The organism is Sphingopyxis sp. (assembly GCF_051861155.1).
In the GTDB taxonomy this organism is placed as follows: domain Bacteria; phylum Pseudomonadota; class Alphaproteobacteria; order Sphingomonadales; family Sphingomonadaceae; genus Sphingopyxis.
Map to the genome: position 1 here is coordinate 105,830 of NZ_JBHYDE010000007.1, position 20,249 is coordinate 126,078.

A 20,249-nucleotide genomic window follows, 5' to 3' on the forward strand; every position below is an offset into this window, starting at 1 on the left:
CTATTCAGCGGCCTTCGGGAAAGCGGGCAGCTTGCCGACGTCGCGCGGTTCGTGCTGGAGGATCACCGTTGCCTTCAGATTTTTCGCGAGCGCCTTGAAACGGTCGAACGAGGCCAGGGTGTCGGCGCGGTTGGTGTTGAAGGTCGGCACGCCGTTGCTGTCGTAATTTTCCTGAAAATGCGCCTGATCGCCGCTGAGCAGCACCGGTCCGCGGCCCGCCAGTCGCACCAGCAGCGTGTGATGCCCCGGGGTATGCCCCGGCATGTCGAGCATCACGACACGCCCGTCGCCGAAAATATCCTTGTCGCGTTCGACCGGTTCGACCGCACCGCCGCCGCCGATCCAGCGCGCAAAGGGTTTGGGATCGATCCGCGCCGGCCGGTCGCTGGCGGTCAGCCAGTCCCAGTCGCCCTTGCCGATATAGAGCTTCGCGGCGGGGAAATCGGGCAGCTGGCCGATATGGTCGAAATGAAAATGGCTGATGGCGACGACATCGATGTCGTCGGCCTTGATCCCCAGGTCGGCGAGCTGTTCGACCAGGCTGCGGCGCACCGTCGCCGACATGTCGCCGGTCGTGGTGAACGCCGCGCCCTTGAGCGCGGTCGGCAAGCCCAGATCCCACAGCATCAGCTGGTCGCCGTGGCGGATCAGGTAGCAACCGACGGTCAGGTCGCGGCTCTGCCCCGGATAGGCCTCGGTGTCGGAAAAAGCGTTGAGCCGGTTCACCCGCACCGTGCCGCAATCGAGCCGGGTCAAGCTGATCTTGGCCGCCGCCGCGGGCTTGTCCTGTGCGAGAGCGGGGGTGGCGAGGGCCAGTGCCGCTGAGGCCGATGCGATAGCTTTCCAGATCATGCCATTCCGCTCCTTTTCCCTACACTCAATCCATCAGTTCCCGCACGTCGGTGAGCCGTCCGGTCACCGCCGCCGCCGCCGCCATCGCGGGCGACACCAGATGCGTGCGGCTGCCCGGGCCCTGACGCCCGACGAAATTGCGGTTGCTGGTGCTGGCGCAGCGTTCGCCCGCGGGCACCTTGTCGGGGTTCATGCCGAGGCATGCCGAACAGCCGGGCTCGCGCCATTCGAGCCCCGCGTCGGTAAAGATACGGTCGAGCCCCTCGGCTTCGGCCTGCGCCTTCACCAGCCCCGATCCGGGGACGACGATTGCCCATTTGACGTTGGCCGCCTTGTGCCGCCCCTTCAGCACCGCGGCGGCCGCGCGCAGATCCTCGATCCGGCTGTTGGTGCAGCTGCCGATGAAAATATTCTCGATCGGTACGTCTTGCATGCGCGTGCCGGGCTCAAGGCCCATGTAAGCGAGCGATTTGGCCGCCGCCGCCTGCTTCGACGGGTCGGCGAAGCTATCGGGCGCAGGGACCAGCCCGGTGATCGGCACGACATCCTCGGGGCTGGTGCCCCAGGTGACGCTGGGCGCGATGTCGGCGGCATCGATCACAACAATCTTGTCATAGGTCGCGCCGGGATCGGTCGCGAGGCTGGTCCAGTAAGCGACTGCGGCGTCCCAGTCGGCGCCCTTCGGCGCATAGGGGCGGCCTTTGAGATACGCGAAGGTCGTCGCGTCGGGCGCGATCAGGCCCGCGCGCGCGCCGCCCTCGATCGCCATGTTGCTGACCGTCAGGCGGCCCTCGACGCTGAGCGCGCGGATCGTGCTGCCGGTATATTCGATGACATGGCCGGTGCCGCCCGCGGCGCCGATGACGCCGGTGATATGGAGGATGACGTCCTTCGCGGTGACGCCGGGGCCGACCTCGCCATCGACGCGCACTTCCATTGTTTTCGCGGGCTGGAGCAGCAAGGTCTGCGTCGCGAGGACATGCTCGACCTCGCTGGTGCCGATGCCGAAAGCGAGCGCGCCGATACCGCCGTGGCACGCGGTATGGCTGTCGCCGCAGACGATCGTCGTGCCGGGCAGCGAAAAACCCTGCTCGGGACCGACGACATGGACAATGCCCTGCTCGGCGGCGACCGCGTCGATGTAGCGGATACCGAAATCAGGGGCGTTTTGCGCAAGCGCCGCGAGCTGCGCCGCGCTTTCGGCATCGGCGATCGGCAGCCGGTTGCCCGCCGCGTCCTTGCGCGCTGTCGTCGGCAGATTGTGATCGGGGACCGCGAGGGTGAGGTCGGGGCGGCGCACCGTCCGCCCGCTCGCGCGCAGCCCGGCGAACGCCTGCGGGCTGGTGACTTCGTGGACCAGGTGGCGGTCGATGAAGATCAGGCAGGTGCCGTCGGGGCGCTGTTCGACAACATGCGCGTCCCAGATTTTTTCGTACAGGGTGCGGGGGCGAGTCATGGCGTTGCCTTAGATCAGCCGGACAACATTGCAAGCCGGTGGCGATAGGAAACGCAATTTTCGGTCGCGTTGGCGCCAAAGATGCTTAGCATGGCGCCGCCCTTCTGGAGTCGCGCTTTGGAACAGGAGAGGCCCATGGTATCGATTCCCGCCTATCGCCCCGTCATCCGCACGACGCGCGGACCCTATCGCGCCGCGGCGCTGGTCGGCACTCACAGCATCTCGATCGGCTGGGATGTCGATCCGGCGCAAAGCGCGGGGCTGCACGGCTTTGCAGTGCGCAAGAGCGAGGTCGATCTGGTCAGCGGCGAGGTGATCGCGGTGAACTGGCTGCGCGGTGAGAAGCGTTTCAAGGGCGATCCGGTCGATGGCTATGACGTGTCGTCGCGCGAGGCGCCGTTCCAGCGCTTTCGCTGGAGCGATTACACGCTCAAAAGCAGCCTCGGCTATGTCTTCGACATTTTCCCGGTGCGCGGCACGCCGCCGGGCGGGCTGACCACCGACGAGCCGCCCTTGACGCTGAAGCTGCGGCCGTCGCCCGAAATGGCGGGCGGGGTCGGCGCCTATGTCAATCGCGGCGTCACCTCCGCCTTTGCCTATCTCGACCGCTTCAAGGGCGCGCATCCGCGCGACGTTCCCGATGGCGCGGCGTGGCGCTGGCTGTCGCGCGGGCTGAAGGAGGCGTTGATCGGTTTCGTCGAAGGCGCGGGCGGCGGACACGGCCTGCGGGTGGGCATCTACGAGTTTTTCGACGACGAGGTCGCGGCGGCGCTGGCGGCGGCCAAGGCGCGCGGGGTCGATGTGCGGATCGTTTATCATGCCAAGCCGGGCGACCATGCGACGCACAAGAGCGAGACGGTGCTCGCCGCGCACGGCCTGACGTCGATCGCGACCCCGCGCGCCGCGATCCAGAAGATCAGCCATAACAAGTTCATCGTCCATCTGGTCGGGGGTGCGCCGGTGCGGACCTTTACCGGGACCGCCAATTTTTCGGAGAACGCCTTTTATTATCAGACCAATGCTGCGGTAATCCTCGACGATCCCGTCGTCGCGGCGGCCTATCACGACTATTGGCTGATCCTGGCCGACGACCCGGCGCGCGGGCCGTCAAAGAGTGATCCCGCCGAGGTGCGCAACCGCGTCAGGGCGCTGCAGGCGCGGCTCGCGGCCGTCGGCGGCGGCCCGTTTAGGATGCAATATTTCTCGCCGGTGCGCACCCTCGACATCATCGACAAGGCGGTGGCGATGGTCGGTGCGGCGAAAAGCTGTGTCCTCACCAGCGCGCCGTTCGCGCTCGACCCCGCGATCGTCGCCGCGATCGCGGCGCAGCCACAGGAACTGCTCCACTATGGCCTTGCCAATACGACAGTGCGCAAGAAGGTCGAGGCGCTGACGACGAACAATACGCGCTATTTCGTGCCGTCGCGGCTCGAAACCTATATGGGGCGGCAATGGGATGCCAAGGCGTTCGGCAACCACAAGATCCACAGCAAGCTGATGATCATCGATCCGTTCGGCGCCAAGCCGCAGATGCTGTTCGGGTCGGCCAATTTCAGCGACGAAAGCTGTCAGGGCAATGACGAAAACGCATTTCTGAGCGAAGACCCGCGGCTGGTCGCGATCATGGCGACCGAATTTCTGCGGATGTTCGACCATTATAAATCGCGCGCCTTCATCAACCAGATCCGCGGGCAGGGGCTGACCGACGATGATTATCTGAGCGAGGATGGCGGCTGGATGAAGACCAGTTTTTCGCCGACCGCACGCAGCCACAAGTTTCGCGACCGGCTGGTGTTCGTCGGCGACTAGCGCGGTCGGCGCCGCGGGGGTATGATCGCGCCATGTCGCTGCCCGCCATCCTTGCGCTGATCGTCGCCACTGTCGTCGCGATGGAATTTGTCGCGTGGGGCAGCCACAAATATATCATGCACGGCTTTGGCTGGGCGTGGCATCGCGACCATCATGAGCCGCATGACAAGATGTTTGAGAAAAACGACCGGTTCGGGCTGTTCGGGGCGGCGCTGAGCATATCGATGTTCGCGGTGGGAAGCCCGATGATCATGGGCGCGAGCGCGTGGGAACCGGGGACGTGGATCGGCCTGGGGGTGCTGTTTTACGGCATCATCTATACCGTGGTGCACGACGGGCTGGTCCACCAACGCTATTTCCGCTGGGTGCCGCGGCGCGGCTATGCCAAGCGGCTGGTGCAGGCGCACAAGCTGCACCATGCGACGATCGGCAAGGAGGGCGGGGTGAGCTTTGGCTTCGTCTTTGCGCGCGACCCGGCGACGCTGAAGGCCGAGCTGAAGGTGCAGCGCGCGGCGGGGATTGCGGTGGTGCGCGAGGCGTTGGGCGACTGATTGCCGTCATTGCGAGGAGCCGAAGGCGACGCGGCAATCTCCAGCTATCGGCTTCGCGTGAGGCCGATAGCTGGAGATTGCTTCGCTTCGCTCGCAATGACGAGGAGAGGAATGCTACCCCGTCCGGTAATCGGCGGTAATCGCTCCGGCGGCCATCAACTCTTCCTCATGCCCTTCCTCGCGCCAGCCTTCGGCGAGCGCCTGCCGTTCCCAATCGAGCATGGCGGGATGCGCCAGGATATGATCGACCCACGCCCGCCCGGTGCCGACGTCGAGGCCATAGGTGCGGATGCGGAAGGCGACGGGGGCGAAAAAGGCGTCGACCGCGGTGAAGTCGCGGCCCGCGAGCCATGGCCCGCCGAATTTTGCCAGCCCTTCCTCGAACAGCTCGCGGATGCGCGCGACATTGGCCTGAAGCGCGGCGGACATCGGCTTCGGCGTCACGCGGACCCCGACGTTCATCGTGCAATCATTGCGCAGCGCCGCAAAGCCGCTGTGCATCTCCGCCGCGGCGCATTGTGCCCAGGCGCGGGCGTCGGGATCGGCCGGCCACACGCCCTCGTGCCGGTCGGCGAGATAGAGGGTGATGCCGAGCGAATCGTAAATGGTACGCCCCTCGTGGAGCAGCGCGGGCACCTGTCCGGTCGGCGAGAAGCTGCGGAAATCGTCATAATTGGCGGGCTTGGTGAAGGGTTCGATGCGGTCGCGGAACGACAGGCCCAGCCCGGTCATCAGCACCCACGGGCGGAGCGACCAGCTCGAATAATTGCGGTTGGCGGTGATCAGCTCGTACATGCTTCGCGCTCCTGTGCGACGATGGGGGAGGTGTAGGCGGGGTCGTGCGCAAAGGGCAGCGCGCTCCCCTCGCGCAGCGCCACGAGCACGCTGGCGAAGTCGCTGCGGGCGCGCCAGCCAAAGCGGCGTTCGGCGCGCGATGGGTCGTAAACGCGGTCGATCGTTTCGGGCAGCACCCAGCCCGCCGCTGCGTACAGTTCGGCGGCATCGGGGTGCGCGCGCGCGATGACGGCGCGCGCGTCGCGCGCGAGTTCGGCGGCGTCTTCGCGCGCGAAGGGCGGCGGGGCAGAGAGGATGAAGGTGTCGCAGCCGATCGCGGGTGCGGCTTCCAGCGCGGCGAGATGCGCCGCGGCGGCATCCTCGACCGTCAGGCGGCGGTTCAGCAGCTCGTTCGCCTTGAGGTTCGGGCCGCTGGGCACCGCATGGGTGTCGTCATCCTCGGGAAAGAAGCGCCCGGTGCGCAGGATCGCGACCGAAATACCATGCTCGCGGTGGACGAGGCGGCACGCCTGTTCGGCCGCGAGCTTGGTGATGCCATAGATGTTGCGCGGCTCGAGCGGGCCGAAATCCTCGTCCATCCACCACGCTCCCGCTTCGCCCGCGCCGTCGCGGACATCGGCGCGCACCATCAGCGAGGTGGTCGAGGTGAACAGGAAGCGGTCGTTGCCCGCCGCGACCGCGGCTTCGATCAGGTTCAGCGTGCCGCTGACATTGACGTCGATGAACGCCTGCCGCGGATAGCGGACGATGTCGGGTTTGTGCAGCGCGCCGCCGTGGATCACCGCTTCGATGCCATGCTCGCCCATCGCCCGGTCGACCAGCGCGCGATCGGCGACGGTGCCGATGACCTGTGTATGCGCGCCGGGGACAACATCGAAGCCGGTCACGTCATGGCCGTTTTGGCTCAGCAGCGGAGCCAGATAGCGCCCGAGCCAGCCCGACGATCCGGTCAGCAACACGCGCATCGATGATTCTCCTCCAGACCCCGAACGCGGGCCTGATACACAGGCCGCCGATCAGGGAGCAAGCGTCTCGCGCGCGACCGGGGCGGAGTCCGTCCGGCCGCTGGCAGGCGGCAGTTCGCTGAGGTCGAGCCAGCCTGCGTCGTCGCGTCGGTGGTAGCTGTCGATCACCGTGAAGGGGATGCGGAAGGGAAATCCCCAGTCGCTGTTCCACATCGCGACGACGCCGGTCCGCGTCGCTGGTTCGAAAATCATCGTCGCGCGGTAACCCGACACCGCGCCCGAATGGCCCGCGAGCTGATGGCCGGCATAGGAGAAGCTTCGCCAGCCGAGGCCATAGGCCGCATCGCCCGTCGCCTGGCGCAACGTGCCGCCGTAGAGCCGCGCGGTGCCGACGCGCGGACGGTGGGCCAGCGCCAGCACCGGCCGCGGCAGCACATCGGGACGCGACGCCATCATCGCCTTCATCCAGGTGGCGAAATCGACGATGTCGCTTTCGACGCCCGCGGCGGCTGGGACGCGCCAATAGGCTTCCTTGACCGGGCGAACGTCGTGCCCGCGATGCGGCCGCGCCCAATCCTTGGCGCCGGTCAGTCGCGCCATCCCATACCCCGCGCTGACCATGCCGAGCGGGCGGAAAAACCGGTCCTCGACCGCATCGGCGAAGGGCTCGTTCGCGGCCCGGGCCAGGATCTCGCTGGCGGTGTCGAAGGCGATATTCTGATAGGTGTGACAGGTGCCGGGGTCGCATTGCAGCGGCGCGTTGGCGAGGCTGGTGCGCAGCGATGCGGCGCTCTGTCCTTCCTCCAGCTTCTCGTCATAGGCGTTTTTGGTGAGGCCGGTGCGCTGGGCGAGCACATCCTCCAGCGTCACCTGCGCCTCGGCGCCGCCGGGCAGGCGCAGCGACGTGCGCCAGTCGGCGACCGGGCGGTCCAGATCGATCGCACCGTCGCTGGCCAGCGCGGCCGCCAGCGCACCGGTCGCGGTCTTGGACACCGAGGCCCAGCGGAACAGCGTCTGCGGGGTGACCCGCGCACCGGTCGATGTGTCGGCGAAGCCATAGGTTCGCACGAAGCGGAGTTCGCCGTCTTCGACCACCGCCACCGCCAGCCCCGCCATTTCGGGCCGCAACGACAGGTCGGTCAATTGCCGGTCGAGCGCCTGATAGTCGATCCGGCCGCGCCACTCGGCGGCGGTGTCGGGCAGATTTTCAGGCGCCTTGATCGGGATCGGAACGCTGGCCAGCGGCTGCCCTCCGCCAAAGGCGTGCAGACCAAACCAGCCGGAAAAGCCCAGCGCGGCTATCGCGATCAGAAAAAGTAAAAAGCGCTGCATCGACCCGTGAATATACTGCGACCTTATCGTTGATCGCTGTCTTAGCCGCGACTGCCGCCGCCGTCACCCCCGGCGCGGTTCAGGGTGCAAGATAGCGCCAGGCCTTGATCGTGCCGACGGCGTAAACCGTCCCATAGACGAAGACGATCAGCGACGACCAGATTGCGAAACTGTCGCTATGTTGCGGCCGCCACAGATGGAGCGGCACAAAGATCAGCCCGCGGAGCAGGTAGATGGCGGTGATCGTCACCAGCCCGGTGCGCAGCAGCGGCAGGCGCGGCAGCGTGCCCGCGCCCGCAAAGGCGTAAGCGGCCCAGATCAGCAGGATCGCGGTGATGAACAGCGTGATGATCGTCGGTTGCCAGTCGCCGCGCGCCGCCGCGCGCGCCATGCCCTCACCCGCGCCAAAGAAGCGGTACCAGTCGGGGCCGCCAAAGATGCACGCAATATGGAGCAGCGCCGCCGCAACCGACAGCCCGCCGCCGATCAGCAGCCAGGTCGAACCGGGATTGGCGGCAACGACAGGCACCGGCGTCAGGCGATGTAATGCGCGGTGGTCTTTTCGGCGACTTCGTCGGCGGTCACCCCCGGCGCCAGCTCGATCAACCGGAACGGGCTGGCATGATCGTCGCGCTTGAACACCGCAAGGTCGGTGATGATCATGTCGACGACATTCTTGCCGGTCAGGGGCAGCGTGCATTCGGGGATGAATTTCGGACTGCCGTCCTTGGCGTTGTGCTCCATCACAACGATGATCTTTTTGACCCCGGCGACCAGGTCCATCGCGCCGCCCATGCCCTTGATCATCTTGCCCGGGATCATCCAGTTGGCGATGTCGCCATTTTCGGCAATCTCCATCGCCCCCAGCACGGTGAGGTCGATATGGCCGCCGCGGATCATCGCGAAACTGTCCGAGGAGCTGAAATAGGCCGACTGCGGCAGCTCGCTGATTGTCTGCTTGCCGGCGTTGATCAGGTCGGCGTCCTCCTCGCCCTCAAGCGGGAACGGGCCGATGCCGAGCATGCCGTTTTCCGACTGGAGCGTCACCGTCATCCCGGCGGGGATATGGTTCGCAACCAGCGTCGGGATGCCGATGCCCAGATTGACGTAATAGCCGTCCTGCAGTTCCTTTGCGGCGCGCGCCGCCATATCGTCGCGGGTCCAGGGCATTATTTCGGCTCCCAATTGGTGTCGGAGGGGAAAGTTTCGTCCCAGCCCAGCTTGTCCCACGGGCCATAGACGGGGTTGGGGAACAGGAACCAGCCCTTGTCCCACAGCGCCGCGGCGGCGGGGCCGGTGGCGAGCGCCATGCGGGTTGCGGCGGGCAGATCGCGGGCGTTGAACTGCTGGCTGAAATCGCCCAGCTGGTCGCCCGCGAGGATGATGACACAATATTTCGCCGCGATCGTGGCGCGGCGCCCATCCTTGCTCGACCCGCCGGCGTCGTCGCCCATCAGGAACAAGGTCTCGCCATGTTTGAACTCGCCAAGCCCCGCGGCGCGCAGCGTGTCTTCGCTGCCCTTGGCATTGGCGGCGCTGCGGTTGGTGTTGGCGATGACGGTGATGCCCGCGGCGCGGAGCTTGCCGACCATCTCCGCGCTGCCGGGCATCGCCATCGCCTTGCCCGCGCCGGTCTTTTCCCACTGGTCCCAGATCTTGGGGTCATAGGCGGAGCCCTTTTCGGCGAAATAGCGCATCGGGCCGAGGTTCCAGATCAACGTCTCGTCGGCGTCGAACACCGCGGCGAAGGGCTTGTTGCCGCACGGCTCAAAGCGCGGCGCGTCCATCGTGGCGGCGGGGGCCAGAACGACGCTGTCCTGCGGCCGCTGCCTGATCCGGGCGATGGCATAGTCGGCGATGCGCGCGTTGGCCGCGCGCACCGCGGCCGCGGCCTCGGCCGACCCGTAGAGATATTGCAGCTGCACCGGGGGCTTGACCGCTTCGGCAGGAGCGGGGGGCGCGGTCGGGGCCATCGTCACCGCCACCGGCGCGCTCGCGCAGCCCGCCAACAGCAAGGCCGCCATGATCGGGAACGCGCGCATTATGCGGCCTCGCGCGGGCGTACCGTCCGGAACTCGATCTTCTTGTCGTACGGCGCGCCGACGATCATGCGTTTCACATAGATGCCGGGCAGATGGATGCTGTCGGGATCGAGGCTGCCGACGGGAACGATTTCTTCGACCTCGGCGACGCAGATTTTTGCCGCAGTCGCCATCGGCTGATTGAAATTGCGCGCGGTCTTGCGGAAAATGAGGTTGCCGCTCTCGTCGGCTTTCCAGCCCTTGATGATTGCGAGGTCGGCAAAGATACCGCGTTCGAGGATATAATCCTGCCCGTCGAAAGTCTTGATCTCCTTGCCCTCGGCGACCGCGGTGCCGACCCCGGTCTTGGTGTAGAAGCCGGGGATGCCCGCGCCGCCGGCGCGGCAGCGTTCGGCGAGCGTGCCCTGCGGACAGAATTCGACCTCGAGCTCGCCGGCCAGATATTGGCGCTCGAATTCCTTGTTCTCACCGACGTAGGAGGAGATCATTTTCTTGACCTGGCGGGTGCGGAGCAGCTTGCCGAGTCCTTCGCCGTCGATCCCGGCGTTGTTGCTGGCGATGGTCAGGTCTTTCGTCCCGGCATCGCGGATCGCGTCGATCAGCCGTTCGGGAATACCGCACAGGCCAAAGCCCCCGGCACAAAGCTGCATACCGTCAAAGAGCAGCCCTTCCAGCGCGGCGGCGGCGGTGGGATATTGCTTCTTCCCCATGGGACGGCTCTCCTGACTGTGACGACGCGCGGACCTTGGCGCAATTAATTCATCAATTCTAATTGTTCTAATTTGTGATTATACATAAGCAATGTCTATCAATCGCGTCGCGCTTTATCACCTCGAAACCTTGCTCTGGATCGACCGGCTCGGCACGTTTTCGGCCGCCGCCGAGCGGCTGAATACCACCCAGCCGACGGTGTCAGCGCGGATGCGCGAGCTGGAGCAGCGGCTGGGGACGGCGCTGTTCCGGCGCGACGGTCGCACGATGTCGCTGACCGCAGCGGGGCGCAAGCTGGTGCGCGATTGCGACCCCTTGCTGCGCGATATGCAATATGCGCTGCTCGGCAGCGGCGGTTATGGCGAGGCGAGCGGGGTGGTGCGGATCGGCGCGGGCGAGATCGCGGCGGCAAGCTGCCTGCCCGCCTTTGTCGCGGGGTTGAAATCCGACATGCCCCATGTCGGGCTTGAGATCGAAATCGACCTCACTGCAAACCTGATCCAGCAGCTGCTGACCGGGCGCACCGACATTGCCTTTGCCGCGGGCCCGATCGCGCACCCCGCGCTCAAGACCTGCCCGATCGGCGAGGTCGGCCTGATCTGGCTCGCCAGCCCCGCGGTCGCGGCGGCTTTTGCCGGAGGCGACATACGCTTGCCTGTCTGGTCGCTTGCCAGCCATTCGCCGATCCACGGCCGCATGCGCGAGGCGATCCAGGCGTCGCGGATTGCGCAGAAATCATTGAACCTGTGCAACAACGCGCGGACGATGATCGACATCGCGAAGGCGGGCGGGGGCATCGGCATTTTCCCGCTACCGATGGTGCGCGCAGAGATCGCGAGCGGCACCCTCGCCCGGATCGGCGGCATGCCCGCGCTCGCCCCGGTCGAGTTTCAGGTCGCGATGCGCGTTGCCGACACCGAACCGGTGCTGACGCAGATTTTTGCGCGCGCTGCGAAGCTGAACCTTGCGGAGACGGCGGTGTGAGCCGAACGGCGGCTAACGACCGGAAGCGGTCGGTAAGCCCCTCCCCTTCAGGGGAGGGGTTGGGGTGGGGGCCAGCGGCCTTGTGCAAGGCCGCTGGCCCCCACCCGCTGCGACTAACGAACAAGTTCGCAAGTCTCGCTGCCCTCCCCTGAAGGGGAGGGCGCGATTGTTTCGCTACGTCCGCTTCCCACCCCAAAGCGGTCATCTACTGCGTGATCGTCAGGGCAGCGGCACTCCCAGCACCGCCGACAGGTCGGCGAGCGCCTGCTCGCCGCTCGTCACCTTGATAGCGTGCATGCCGAGCTGCGCGGCGGGTTTGCAGTTGATGCCGAGGTCGTCGAGATAGATACATTCGCCGGGTTCGACCCCCAGCTTTTCGCACATCATCAGATAGATGCGCGGGTCGGGCTTGCGCACGCCTGCCTTGCTCGATTCGATGACATGCGCGAAGCGCGCCATGATGTCGGCGACCTCGATCGCGGCATCCTCGCTCCGCGTCATCCCGGCGCCGCGGATGCCCATCTTGCCGCCGGGAACATTGTTCGTGATGCAGGCGATGGTGAAGCCGCGATCCGTCAGCGTGTCGAGCGCCGCGACCATCGCCGGGCGCACCGCCCCCGCGATCACCGCGAGCACGGCCTCACCCTCGAGCGTATGCCCTAGTGCGCGCGCCTCTTCGGCGAACAAGCTGTCGAAGGCTGCGGCATCGATCTCGGCGCGCTCGAACTTTGCCCAGGCGTTGCTGTCGGGATCGGCGGCGTTGACGCGGCGGACGAAATCGTGCGGCAGCCCGCGCTCCTGCTCCAGCCGGTTAAAGGCCTCGAAAGGCGATGCCGTGATGACGCCGCCGAAGTCGAAAATGACGGTCGTGAAGCTCATGGCAAAACGACGATCCCCGCTTTGGGATCGGCGGCGCCCGACAGCATTTCGCGATAGGCGGCGAGCGCCGCGTCGCTGCCGTGGCGCTTGTCGATGCTGGCGAGCCGCGGGGCAATATCCATGAACGCCAGCCACGCCGCGGCGATCTTTTGCCCGAACACTGCGCCGCCCCAATCGGCGATGCGTTTCTGGCTGCGCCCGGGGGCAAAGAAACCCTGCCGGTCGGGGCCTGGCAGCCCCTCGGCGTCGGCCTGCGCGTCCCAATGCGACTTGCCGACGACGATCGAGGCCTTGAGATTGTTGCCGAAATGGCTGTGGACGCTGCGCGTCACCGCGCCGTTGCCCGCCATGTCGACCAGCGCGGCGGCGGTCGATGCGTTGAGCGTCATGATCTGGTCATAGCTGATGACGCGGTCGTAGATCCCCTGCGCGGCGAGCGCATCGACGTTGGCGGCGCTGGTCAGCCCGATCGTTTCGGGACGGTCGGCGCGCTGCCCCAGCGCAAATCCGAGGCCGATCGCGGTCTTGCTCGACGCGCTGGCGATCAGGATCTGCTGGACGCCATAATCGCCCTCATCCTCGAACTGGTCGGCGATCAGCCAGCCGGTGAGGAACAGCGGGCGGAACACCGGCCAAAAATCATGGTCGGCGGCGCGATAGTCGGCCAGCGCCTCGATGCGCTGATAGTTATTGTAGATCGGCGGCAGGGTGGTGCGGCGCGGGGTGATGTCGGTGAAACCGCCCGGCCCGGCCTTGCCGACGGTCAGCACCGCATCGCTGGCCATCGGATAATAGCCGTAGAAACGATCGCCGACCGATACGCCCTCGGCGGTGCTTTCGGTGACGGTGGCGAAGCCCCAAACGGGCAGGCGACCGGGATTGCCGCGCTCGGCGAAGAAATCCCAATAGCCCTGATCGTTGCCGAACAGGCCCGCGGGTTTGCCGAACACGGCGTAGGTGATGTTGTTCGCGGTCATCGCATAGCTGTCGACATGCACGCGCACCTGTCCCGGTGCCAGCGGCGCGGCGGGATCGGTCACCAATTCAGCGCGCGCAATATCGTCGCGATCGATGTCGATCGCCCATCCGGTTTCACTCATCTGCGGACCCCTCCGGCTGCTTGCCCGCGGACGCGGGTTCGGCGATAGTCATACAGATGGCGGCGCCCCTGACAATCGCGGTCAAACGCGTTCACGAACCGGTCGGTCCCGGCGACGGCGCTCGTTTCCTGGTCGACCGGCTGTGGCCGCGGGGGGGTTCGAAGGAAAATGCGGCGCTGGCGGCGTGGCTGAAGCCGCTGGCGCCGAGCGGTGCCCTACGCAAACGCTATCACGGCGAGACCGCCGCTTCGGACGAAGCATGGGATGCGTTCCGCCTCGACTATTTCTCCGAACTCGACGCAGGCGACGAGGAAATGAAGGCGGCGCTGTTTACGCTCGATGCGGCGCTGGTCGCGGGGCCAGTGACGTTGCTTTACGCGGCGAAGGGTACGGAACGGAACAACGCGGTCGCGCTTCGCGAGTGGCTGGCGCGGCGTTAGCCCACCGTTGTGCCGAGCAGCGATCCGATCGCGATCGTCACCGCCATCGCCATAGCACCCCAGAAGGTCACACGTGCGACCGGGCGCAGCATTGGGGCGTTGCCCGCCCAAGCGCCGAGTGCGCCAAGGATCGCCAGGAAGGCGATCGAAGCCGCCGAAACCGTGAAGGGTAACGAGCCGCCCTGATCGAGCAGCACCGTCGCGAGCGGCAAGGCTGCGCCGATCGCAAAACTCGCCGCGGAAGCCGTCGCTGCCTGCACCGGCCGTGCCACCATCGCGTCGGTCAATCCCAGCTCGTCGCGCAAATGCGTGTCGAGCGCGTCATGGTTGGTCAGCTGCACCGCGACCTGCTCGGCGAGCGCGCGGTCGAGCCCGCGCTGCTGATAGATTTGCGTCAGCTCCTCCAGTTCGAACTCGGGGTCGGCCGCGAGATGGCGCTTTTCGAGCTCGACATCGGCTTTTTCCGCATCGCCCTGCGAGCTCACCGACACATATTCGCCCGCCGCCATCGACATCGCACCGGCGACGAGCCCCGCGGTGCCGGTGACCAGGATCGACGATTGCGAGGCGCCTGCCGCGGCGACCCCGGCGATCAGGCTGGCGGTCGACACGATCCCGTCATTGGCGCCGAGGATCGCGGCGCGCAGCCAGCCGATCCGTGTGACGGCATGGGTTTCCTCGTGCATCGCAGCCTCCCCGTTGCAGGAGGCGCCATGACCGTTAGCGGGCGCGCTCCGACTTCAGCCCTGCTGCCGCGATCCCGGCGAGGGCGCAAGCGGCATCGTCGGCGGGCGCTTCGCCCGACGCGCCGACCCCGCCGAGCCGCGTGCGCCCGTCGGCGCTGAAGATCGGCATGCCTCCCGCGACGGTGACGACATGCGGCGCATCGGCGAAGCCCGGCGTGCCCTTCGCTGCTTCCTCCATGCCGCTCGTCGGGAAGCCCCATGCGGCAACCGCGCGGGCCTTTTCGAGCGAGAATTCCATCATGCCGAACGCGTTGCCGTCCATTCGCCACATCGCGACGGGGTGACCGCCGAGATCGACGACGGCGATTGCGTGGCTCTGGCTTTTGGCGCGCGCATGCGCGGCGCAGCCCTTGACGATCGCATCGGCCTGTTCGGCGTTCAGCACCTCCGCGCTCGCGGGCGCCGCCATCAGCAGCGCCGCGACCAAGATCATTCTCATCCTTGCCTCCCTTGTCAGAGGCGCGGGGTCAGTACTGCAGTTGCAGCCCCGGCCTGGCCCAACGCGTCTTTACCAGCCGCCCGGTGCCCGACAGGGTTATATAGGCATCCTGCCGGTCCGAGCCGCCGAACGCGATGTTGGTGGTGAAAATATCGTCGGTCGCGACAAATCCGACCAGCGACCCGTCGGGGCCGACGACCGAAATCCCGCACTCGCCGATCGTCGCGACGCAGATATTGCCGTTCGCCTCCATCGCCAGACTGTCGAAGAATTTATAGCCTGCGGGGCGATAGAGCGGGATGCCGGGGCCGCCGGGGCCGGCGTCGGCGGCGACCTTGCCCGGGGCGATAATGTTGAACTTCATCAGGCGGCAGGTGTAGGTTTCGGCGGCGTATAGCGCGCTGCCGTCGGGCGACAGGCCGACGCCATTGGGGTTGTTCGATGGAAAGATGACTTCCTCGATAAAGCTGCCGTCGGCTTTGGCGTAAAGGATGCCAACGATGTCGTGGCAGCGCGCAGCATAATCGACCTTGCCGTGATCGGTGAACCAGAAGCCGCCGTGGGTGTCGAACACGATGTCGTTGGGACCGCGCAGGGAGACGCCATGATCGCCGCTCTGGTAGAGGATTTCGACCGCACCGGTGTCGATGTCGATCCGCTCGATCCGCCCGCCCGAATAATCATCGGCGATGCCGTGCGGGGCGAGATAGCCGTTCGCTTCGACATAGTTGAAGCCGCCGTTGTTGCAGCAATAGAGCTTGCCGTCGGGGCCGATCGCCAGGCCGTTGGGGCCGCCGCCGGGGGTCGCGATGACCTGTTTACGGCCGCCGGGCCAACAGCGCGTGATGCGCCCGGCGGCGATCTCGGTCACGATGACGCTGCCGTCGTCCATTGCCACCGGCGCCTCGGGAAAACGCAATCCGTCGGCGATCAATTCGAACTCGGCCATATCCGTCTCCCTTGCGTGCGCACATTGGCTGTGCTTTGCGGCCATCATGCCCATTCGTTCACTCTTCGCTAGCATTTTCTATGAGGCCGACATCGGCACGCCCGACCTGGTCGCCGAGTTGGAGGACAGCAGCCGCTTGTTTGCCGAGGAGGATGGCGCGGGGCGCGCGTGGAGCCGTGCGCATGGCTATAAGGGCTATACCAGCTACGCCAGCCTCGGCGACCTGCCCGAGCGCGATCCGGCATTTCACGACCTGAAACGTCTGCTCGACAAGGAGGTCAAGTCGTTCGTCAAGGCGGCGCATTTCGACCTCGCCAAGCCGCTGAAACTCGACAGCCTGTGGGTCAATGTCCTGAAACCCGGCGGCACGCATAGCGGCCACATCCACCCGCACAGCATCGTGTCGGGAACCTTCTATGTCGCGGTGCCGCCGGGATCGGGGGCGCTGAAGCTCGAAGACCCGCGCCTCGCGATGCTGATGGCGGCGCCGGGGCGCACCGACGATGCGCCCGAACATCTGCTGCCTTTCGTCTATGCCGAGCCCGCGGCGGGGCGGGTGTTCCTGTGGGAAAGCTGGCTGCGCCACGAAGTGATGCCCCATAGCGGCAAGGGCGAACGGATCAGCATCAGCTTTAACTATCGCTGAGCCGCCTTATATCACCCTCGTCATTGCGAGCGAAGCGAAGCAATCCAGGGCGGGTTACGCCGCGCTGGATTGCCGCGTCGCTTCGCTCCTCGCAATGACGAAGCTCTAGAACCAAGGACATCCAATGACCGCGACCTACGACGCCGACCTCCAGCTCTTCATCGATGGCGCCTGGCGGAGCGGTGAGGGGCGTGAGGAGCGGCTGGTGTATAACCCCGCGACGGCGGGCGCGATCGCGGAGTTGCCGGTCGCCACCATCGCCGATCTTGATGAGGCGTTGGCGGCGGCGGAGCGCGGCTGGCCGGTGTGGCGCGCCAAGAGCTTCGACGAGCGCGCCGCGTTGATGCACAAGGCCGCGGGCATCATCCGCGAACGGGTCGAGCATATTGCGACGCTGCTGACGCTGGAGCAGGGCAAACCGATCGCCGAGGCGCGCGGCGAAGTGCTGTCGGCGGCGGGGCTGTTCGACTATTTTGCCGAGCAGGGCAAACGCATCGAAGGCCGCGTGCTCCAGCGGCCTGCGGGCCAGCGCACAATGGTGCTGCGCCAGCCGGTCGGCCCGGTCGCGGGGTTCAGCCCCTGGAACTTCCCGGTCAATCTGATGGTCAAGAAGATCGCCCCGGCGCTCGCCGCGGGCTGCGTCGTGATCGCCAAGTCGCCCGAGGAAACCCCGGGCTGCACCAGCGCGATCATGCGCTGCATCGCCGATGCCGGCATTCCGGGCGACGTCGTGCAGCTGGTCTATGGCGACCCCGACATGATCAGCCGCCACCTGCTGGCCAGCCCGGTGATCCGCAAGGTCAGTTTCACCGGGTCGACCGCGGTCGGCAAACATCTGATGAAACTCGCTGCCGACCGCGTCCAGCGGATTACGATGGAGCTCGGCGGCCACGCCCCGGTGCTGATCTTCGACGATTGCGACCTCGAAGCCACGCTCGACAAGGTGGTGACGCAGAAGTTCCGCAACGCCGGACAGGTGTGCATCTCGCCGACGCGCTTCTATGTCCAGCAGGGTATCTACGACGCCTTTGTGAAGGGCTTTGCCGAGCGGACTGCCAAGGTGAAGATCGGCAGCGGGTTCGACGCCGACACCCAGATGGGGCCGCTCGCCAACGCGCGCCGTATTCCCGCCCTGGAAGCGCTGGTCGCCGATGCGAAGGCCAAGGGCGCGCGCGTGATCGCGGGCGGCGCGGCGACCGGCAACGGCTATTTCTTCCAGCCGACCGCGATCGCCGACGTTCCGCTCGACGCCGATGCGATGAACCACGAACCCTTTGGCCCGATGGCGCTGATCCGCCCGTTCGGCACCGAGGACGAGGCGCTCGAACAGGCGAACCGGCTACCCTACGGCCTCGCGGCCTTCGCCTTCACCGAGAACGGCCGGCGGATCAACCGCATCGCCGATGGTGTCGAAAGCGGCATGGTCGGGATCAACAGCTTCGTCATCTCGACCCTCGACACCCCGTTCGGCGGGATCAAGGAATCGGGGTTCGGCAGCGAAAGCGGGCCGGAGGGGCTGGACGGCTATCTGGTGACCAAGGCGGTGCATATTTACTAATGATCGTCGCCCCAGCGCAGGCGGGGGCCGCTAGCAAATCTCGCGTAACCTATTTCTCCGTTTGTGCTGAGCTTGTCGAAGCACCGTCCTTCCTTCTTCGACGTCGCAAAGAAAGAACGGCCCTTCGACAAGCTCAGGGCAAACGGGTTTGGGTTAGGCGACGGTGCTAATCCCGCTCCAACGCCACGAAATCGCGCCCCATCGGCGCTAAATGCGCGCCGCCATCGACGAAGATCGTCTGCCCGGTCACTGCCTCGGCGCGGGCGAGATACACCACCGCATCGGCGATCTGCGCCGGGGTGGGTAGCGCGCCCAGCGGCATCCGTCCCGCGAGCCGTTCGACCTGCGCCGCCGAATAATCCTCGGTCGCCAGCGTCAGCCCCGGCGCGACGGCGTTGATCCGCGCGCGGTTTCCGAACGCGACCGCCAGCGTCGCCGTCGCCTGCCACAGCGCCGATTTCGACAGGCTGTAGGCGAGCTGATCGGGCACCGGCTGCGCGACGCGCTGGTCGACAATATTGACGATCGCCGGGCGTGTGGCTTCGCTGGCCATGACGAGCGCTTTGGCGAGCATCACCGGCGCGGACAGGTTAACCTGCATCATTTCGGCCAGCGCCGCCGACGACAGGTCGGTCCACTCACCCTCGGCAAACAGCGCCGCATTGTTGACCAGCAGGTCAGGCGCGCGGCCGAATTTTTCGGTCACCGCCGGGATCAGGGCATCGACCGCCGCGGGATCGGCCAGGTCAGCGGCAAAGCGGTGGCTGATCGCGCCGGTTTCGGCGAGCGCGTCGGCGAGCACCGCGTCGGCATCGCCCGGGCTGCGCTTGTGAATCGCCAGCGCATAGCCTTCGCGCGCCAGCCGCGCCGAAATCGCGGCGCCGACGCGGTGGAGTCCACCGGTGACGAGCGCCAGCTTTTGCGTCATTTGCGGGCGCGCCGCATGGTGATGCCGATCTCTTCGCCACCCTCGGCGATCGCCAGCTTGACGATCTTGACCTCGACCTCTTCGACCTTGTCGTCCTGCAGGAACAGGGTGTCGATGATATGGTCGGCGACGCTTTCGATCAGCACGAAATGGACATCTTTCGGGATGCCCTCGGTCGCGGCGAATTTCAGGTGCATATAGTTTTTCGACGCGCTGAGCGGTGTCGTAGGATCATAATGATCGGCCATCGCCAGCCGCGCGCGCACGCCGATGCGCAGCGGCTGCGGCAGGTGGGTTTCTTCGGAATAAATGCCGGTCAGCACCTGGGCGATCAGCCCGTCCACCTCCAGCCACAATGTATCGGTCACAAGAAATCCTGTCGAACGCGTGCGACATTCGGCTTTGCATCGCCGCGCAGCACCCCTAAAGCGCCGCCGCATTAGCGAAAGGGCGCGCGTTGGTCGAGTTACTTCCATTGTCGGACATTGAACCGCAGGCGGTCGAGGCTTTGCTCGACGCGGCTTTCGGGAGCGACCGTTTTGGACGAACCGCCTATTGCATCCGCGCAGGCGTGGATGCGGTTCCGGCGCTCAGCTTTGCGCTGGTCGAGGGTGGCGTGCTGATCGGCACGATCCAGTGCTGGCCGGTCGCGCATCGCGCGGCCGACGGTACGACGACGCTGCTGGTGATGGTTGGCCCCGTCGCGGTGCGCCCCGACGTCCAGCGCGGCGGACATGGCCGCATATTGATGGCGCATATGCTCGCGGCGGCCGAAACGCAGGCCGATGGGGCGCTGATGATGATCGGCGATCCCGAATATTATGGACGCTTCTTCGGGTTCGATGCCGATGCGACGGGCGCGTGGGATTTGCCGGGGCCGTTTGAAAAGCGGCGTCTGCTGGCGCGCGCGGTGAATGGGCATGGATTGCCGGAGGGCGCGGGGATGATCGGGCCGCGTTAGCTCAACAATCGTCATCCCGGCGAAGGCCGGGATCTCGCCGTCTCTGCCTGGCGCAGCGGCGAGACCCCGGCCTTCGCCGGGGTGACGGCTCGGTTGGTGGGGCAGC

The 20,249-nt window shown here is 66.3% G+C and carries 23 protein-coding genes; 7 read left to right on the forward strand and 16 right to left on the reverse strand.

Annotated features, from left to right (window positions below; translation table 11 throughout):
* Window positions 1-852: an N-acyl homoserine lactonase family protein gene (locus ACTIFP_RS13615; protein WP_439569255.1), complete on the reverse strand. Its 852-nt coding sequence runs from the start codon at window positions 850-852 to the stop codon at window positions 1-3.
* A 25-nt stretch (window positions 853-877) separates the two neighbouring features.
* Complete coding sequence (leuC, locus tag ACTIFP_RS13620; RefSeq protein WP_439569256.1) at window positions 878-2,308, reverse strand: 3-isopropylmalate dehydratase large subunit; 1,431 nt, start codon at window positions 2,306-2,308, stop codon at window positions 878-880.
* 135 nt (window positions 2,309-2,443) lie between these two features.
* Here leuC and ACTIFP_RS13625 point away from each other — a divergent pair, with 135 nt between their 5' ends.
* Both ACTIFP_RS13625 and ACTIFP_RS13630 read left to right on the forward strand, forming a co-directional pair.
* A complete protein-coding gene (locus ACTIFP_RS13625) occupies window positions 2,444-4,117 on the forward strand; it encodes a phospholipase D-like domain-containing protein (protein ID WP_439569257.1) in 1,674 nt (557 codons plus the stop codon).
* A gap of 32 nt (window positions 4,118-4,149) precedes the next feature.
* A complete protein-coding gene (locus ACTIFP_RS13630) occupies window positions 4,150-4,668 on the forward strand; it encodes a sterol desaturase family protein (protein ID WP_439569258.1) in 519 nt (172 codons plus the stop codon).
* Between the two features lie 114 nt (window positions 4,669-4,782).
* Here ACTIFP_RS13630 and ACTIFP_RS13635 read toward each other — a convergent pair whose 3' ends face one another.
* The 7 genes from ACTIFP_RS13635 to ACTIFP_RS13665 all read right to left on the reverse strand — a co-directional run bounded on the left by ACTIFP_RS13635 (window position 4,783) and on the right by ACTIFP_RS13665 (window position 10,512).
* Complete coding sequence (locus ACTIFP_RS13635; RefSeq protein WP_439569259.1) at window positions 4,783-5,463, reverse strand: glutathione S-transferase N-terminal domain-containing protein; 681 nt, start codon at window positions 5,461-5,463, stop codon at window positions 4,783-4,785.
* A complete protein-coding gene (locus tag ACTIFP_RS13640; RefSeq protein ID WP_439569260.1) occupies window positions 5,451-6,428 on the reverse strand; it encodes an NAD-dependent epimerase/dehydratase family protein in 978 nt (325 codons plus the stop codon). The genes ACTIFP_RS13635 and ACTIFP_RS13640 overlap by 13 nt, the downstream gene beginning before the upstream one ends.
* Window positions 6,429-6,479: 51 nt before the next feature.
* Complete coding sequence (locus ACTIFP_RS13645) at window positions 6,480-7,760, reverse strand: serine hydrolase domain-containing protein (RefSeq protein ID WP_439569261.1); 1,281 nt, start codon at window positions 7,758-7,760, stop codon at window positions 6,480-6,482.
* Window positions 7,761-7,839: 79 nt separating this feature from the next.
* Window positions 7,840-8,289, reverse strand: coding sequence for a hypothetical protein (locus ACTIFP_RS13650; protein ID WP_439569262.1), 450 nt, complete (start codon window positions 8,287-8,289; stop codon window positions 7,840-7,842).
* Between the two features lie 5 nt (window positions 8,290-8,294).
* Window positions 8,295-8,930, reverse strand: coding sequence for a CoA transferase subunit B (locus ACTIFP_RS13655; protein ID WP_439569263.1), 636 nt, complete (start codon window positions 8,928-8,930; stop codon window positions 8,295-8,297).
* Window positions 8,930-9,802, reverse strand: coding sequence for an HAD family acid phosphatase (locus tag ACTIFP_RS13660; protein WP_439569264.1), 873 nt, complete (start codon window positions 9,800-9,802; stop codon window positions 8,930-8,932). Before ACTIFP_RS13660 ends, ACTIFP_RS13655 begins: the two co-directional genes overlap by 1 nt.
* Window positions 9,802-10,512 (reverse strand): CoA transferase subunit A, encoded by a 711-nt coding sequence (locus ACTIFP_RS13665; protein WP_439569265.1) that lies wholly within the window; start codon window positions 10,510-10,512, stop codon window positions 9,802-9,804. Before ACTIFP_RS13665 ends, ACTIFP_RS13660 begins: the two co-directional genes overlap by 1 nt.
* Window positions 10,513-10,603: 91 nt before the next feature.
* On the opposite strand from ACTIFP_RS13665, the gene ACTIFP_RS13670 reads away from it, so the two are divergent.
* The gene (locus tag ACTIFP_RS13670) at window positions 10,604-11,497 is read left to right on the forward strand and encodes a LysR family transcriptional regulator (protein ID WP_439569266.1); all 894 of its coding nucleotides are present in this window, start codon (window positions 10,604-10,606) and stop codon (window positions 11,495-11,497) included.
* Window positions 11,498-11,716: 219 nt separating this feature from the next.
* On the opposite strand, the gene ACTIFP_RS13675 is transcribed toward ACTIFP_RS13670, so the two are convergent.
* Both ACTIFP_RS13675 and ACTIFP_RS13680 read right to left on the reverse strand, forming a co-directional pair.
* Window positions 11,717-12,376, reverse strand: coding sequence for an HAD-IA family hydrolase (locus tag ACTIFP_RS13675; RefSeq protein ID WP_439569267.1), 660 nt, complete (start codon window positions 12,374-12,376; stop codon window positions 11,717-11,719).
* Window positions 12,373-13,476 carry a DUF2855 family protein gene (locus ACTIFP_RS13680; protein WP_439569268.1) on the reverse strand — a complete coding sequence of 368 codons (1,104 nt, stop codon included), beginning with the start codon at window positions 13,474-13,476 and terminating at the stop codon, window positions 12,373-12,375. The genes ACTIFP_RS13675 and ACTIFP_RS13680 overlap by 4 nt, the downstream gene beginning before the upstream one ends.
* A gap of 56 nt (window positions 13,477-13,532) precedes the next feature.
* Between ACTIFP_RS13680 and ACTIFP_RS13685 the strand changes: the two genes are divergently transcribed.
* Window positions 13,533-13,916, forward strand: a complete 384-nt coding sequence (locus tag ACTIFP_RS13685; protein ID WP_439569269.1) for a DUF488 domain-containing protein — start codon at window positions 13,533-13,535, stop codon at window positions 13,914-13,916.
* Here ACTIFP_RS13685 and ACTIFP_RS13690 read toward each other — a convergent pair.
* The 3 genes from ACTIFP_RS13690 to ACTIFP_RS13700 are packed head-to-tail and all read right to left on the reverse strand — an operon-like array spanning window position 13,913 to window position 16,050.
* Window positions 13,913-14,602 (reverse strand): VIT1/CCC1 transporter family protein, encoded by a 690-nt coding sequence (locus tag ACTIFP_RS13690; RefSeq protein ID WP_439569270.1) that lies wholly within the window; start codon window positions 14,600-14,602, stop codon window positions 13,913-13,915. The genes ACTIFP_RS13685 and ACTIFP_RS13690 overlap by 4 nt on opposite strands.
* 34 nt (window positions 14,603-14,636) lie before the next feature.
* Window positions 14,637-15,101 carry a GlcG/HbpS family heme-binding protein gene (locus tag ACTIFP_RS13695; RefSeq protein WP_439569271.1) on the reverse strand — a complete coding sequence of 155 codons (465 nt, stop codon included), beginning with the start codon at window positions 15,099-15,101 and terminating at the stop codon, window positions 14,637-14,639.
* A gap of 28 nt (window positions 15,102-15,129) precedes the next feature.
* Window positions 15,130-16,050 carry an SMP-30/gluconolactonase/LRE family protein gene (locus ACTIFP_RS13700; RefSeq protein WP_439569272.1) on the reverse strand — a complete coding sequence of 307 codons (921 nt, stop codon included), beginning with the start codon at window positions 16,048-16,050 and terminating at the stop codon, window positions 15,130-15,132.
* A gap of 46 nt (window positions 16,051-16,096) precedes the next feature.
* Here ACTIFP_RS13700 and ACTIFP_RS13705 point away from each other — a divergent pair, with 46 nt between their 5' ends.
* Together ACTIFP_RS13705 and ACTIFP_RS13710 are read left to right on the forward strand one after the other, a co-directional pair.
* Window positions 16,097-16,696, forward strand: a complete 600-nt coding sequence (locus ACTIFP_RS13705; RefSeq protein ID WP_439569273.1) for a TIGR02466 family protein — start codon at window positions 16,097-16,099, stop codon at window positions 16,694-16,696.
* Window positions 16,697-16,820: 124 nt separating this feature from the next.
* Window positions 16,821-18,254, forward strand: coding sequence for an NAD-dependent succinate-semialdehyde dehydrogenase (locus tag ACTIFP_RS13710; protein WP_439569274.1), 1,434 nt, complete (start codon window positions 16,821-16,823; stop codon window positions 18,252-18,254).
* Window positions 18,255-18,420: 166 nt separating this feature from the next.
* Here ACTIFP_RS13710 and ACTIFP_RS13715 read toward each other — a convergent pair whose 3' ends face one another.
* Window positions 18,421-19,182 carry an SDR family oxidoreductase gene (locus tag ACTIFP_RS13715; RefSeq protein ID WP_439569275.1) on the reverse strand — a complete coding sequence of 254 codons (762 nt, stop codon included), beginning with the start codon at window positions 19,180-19,182 and terminating at the stop codon, window positions 18,421-18,423.
* The gene (locus tag ACTIFP_RS13720; RefSeq protein WP_439569276.1) at window positions 19,179-19,550 is read right to left on the reverse strand and encodes a dihydroneopterin aldolase; all 372 of its coding nucleotides are present in this window, start codon (window positions 19,548-19,550) and stop codon (window positions 19,179-19,181) included. The genes ACTIFP_RS13715 and ACTIFP_RS13720 overlap by 4 nt, the downstream gene beginning before the upstream one ends.
* Window positions 19,551-19,639: 89 nt before the next feature.
* On the opposite strand from ACTIFP_RS13720, the gene ACTIFP_RS13725 reads away from it, so the two are divergent.
* Complete coding sequence (locus ACTIFP_RS13725; RefSeq protein ID WP_439569277.1) at window positions 19,640-20,143, forward strand: GNAT family N-acetyltransferase; 504 nt, start codon at window positions 19,640-19,642, stop codon at window positions 20,141-20,143.
* The last annotated feature ends 106 nt before the right edge of the window (window positions 20,144-20,249 follow it).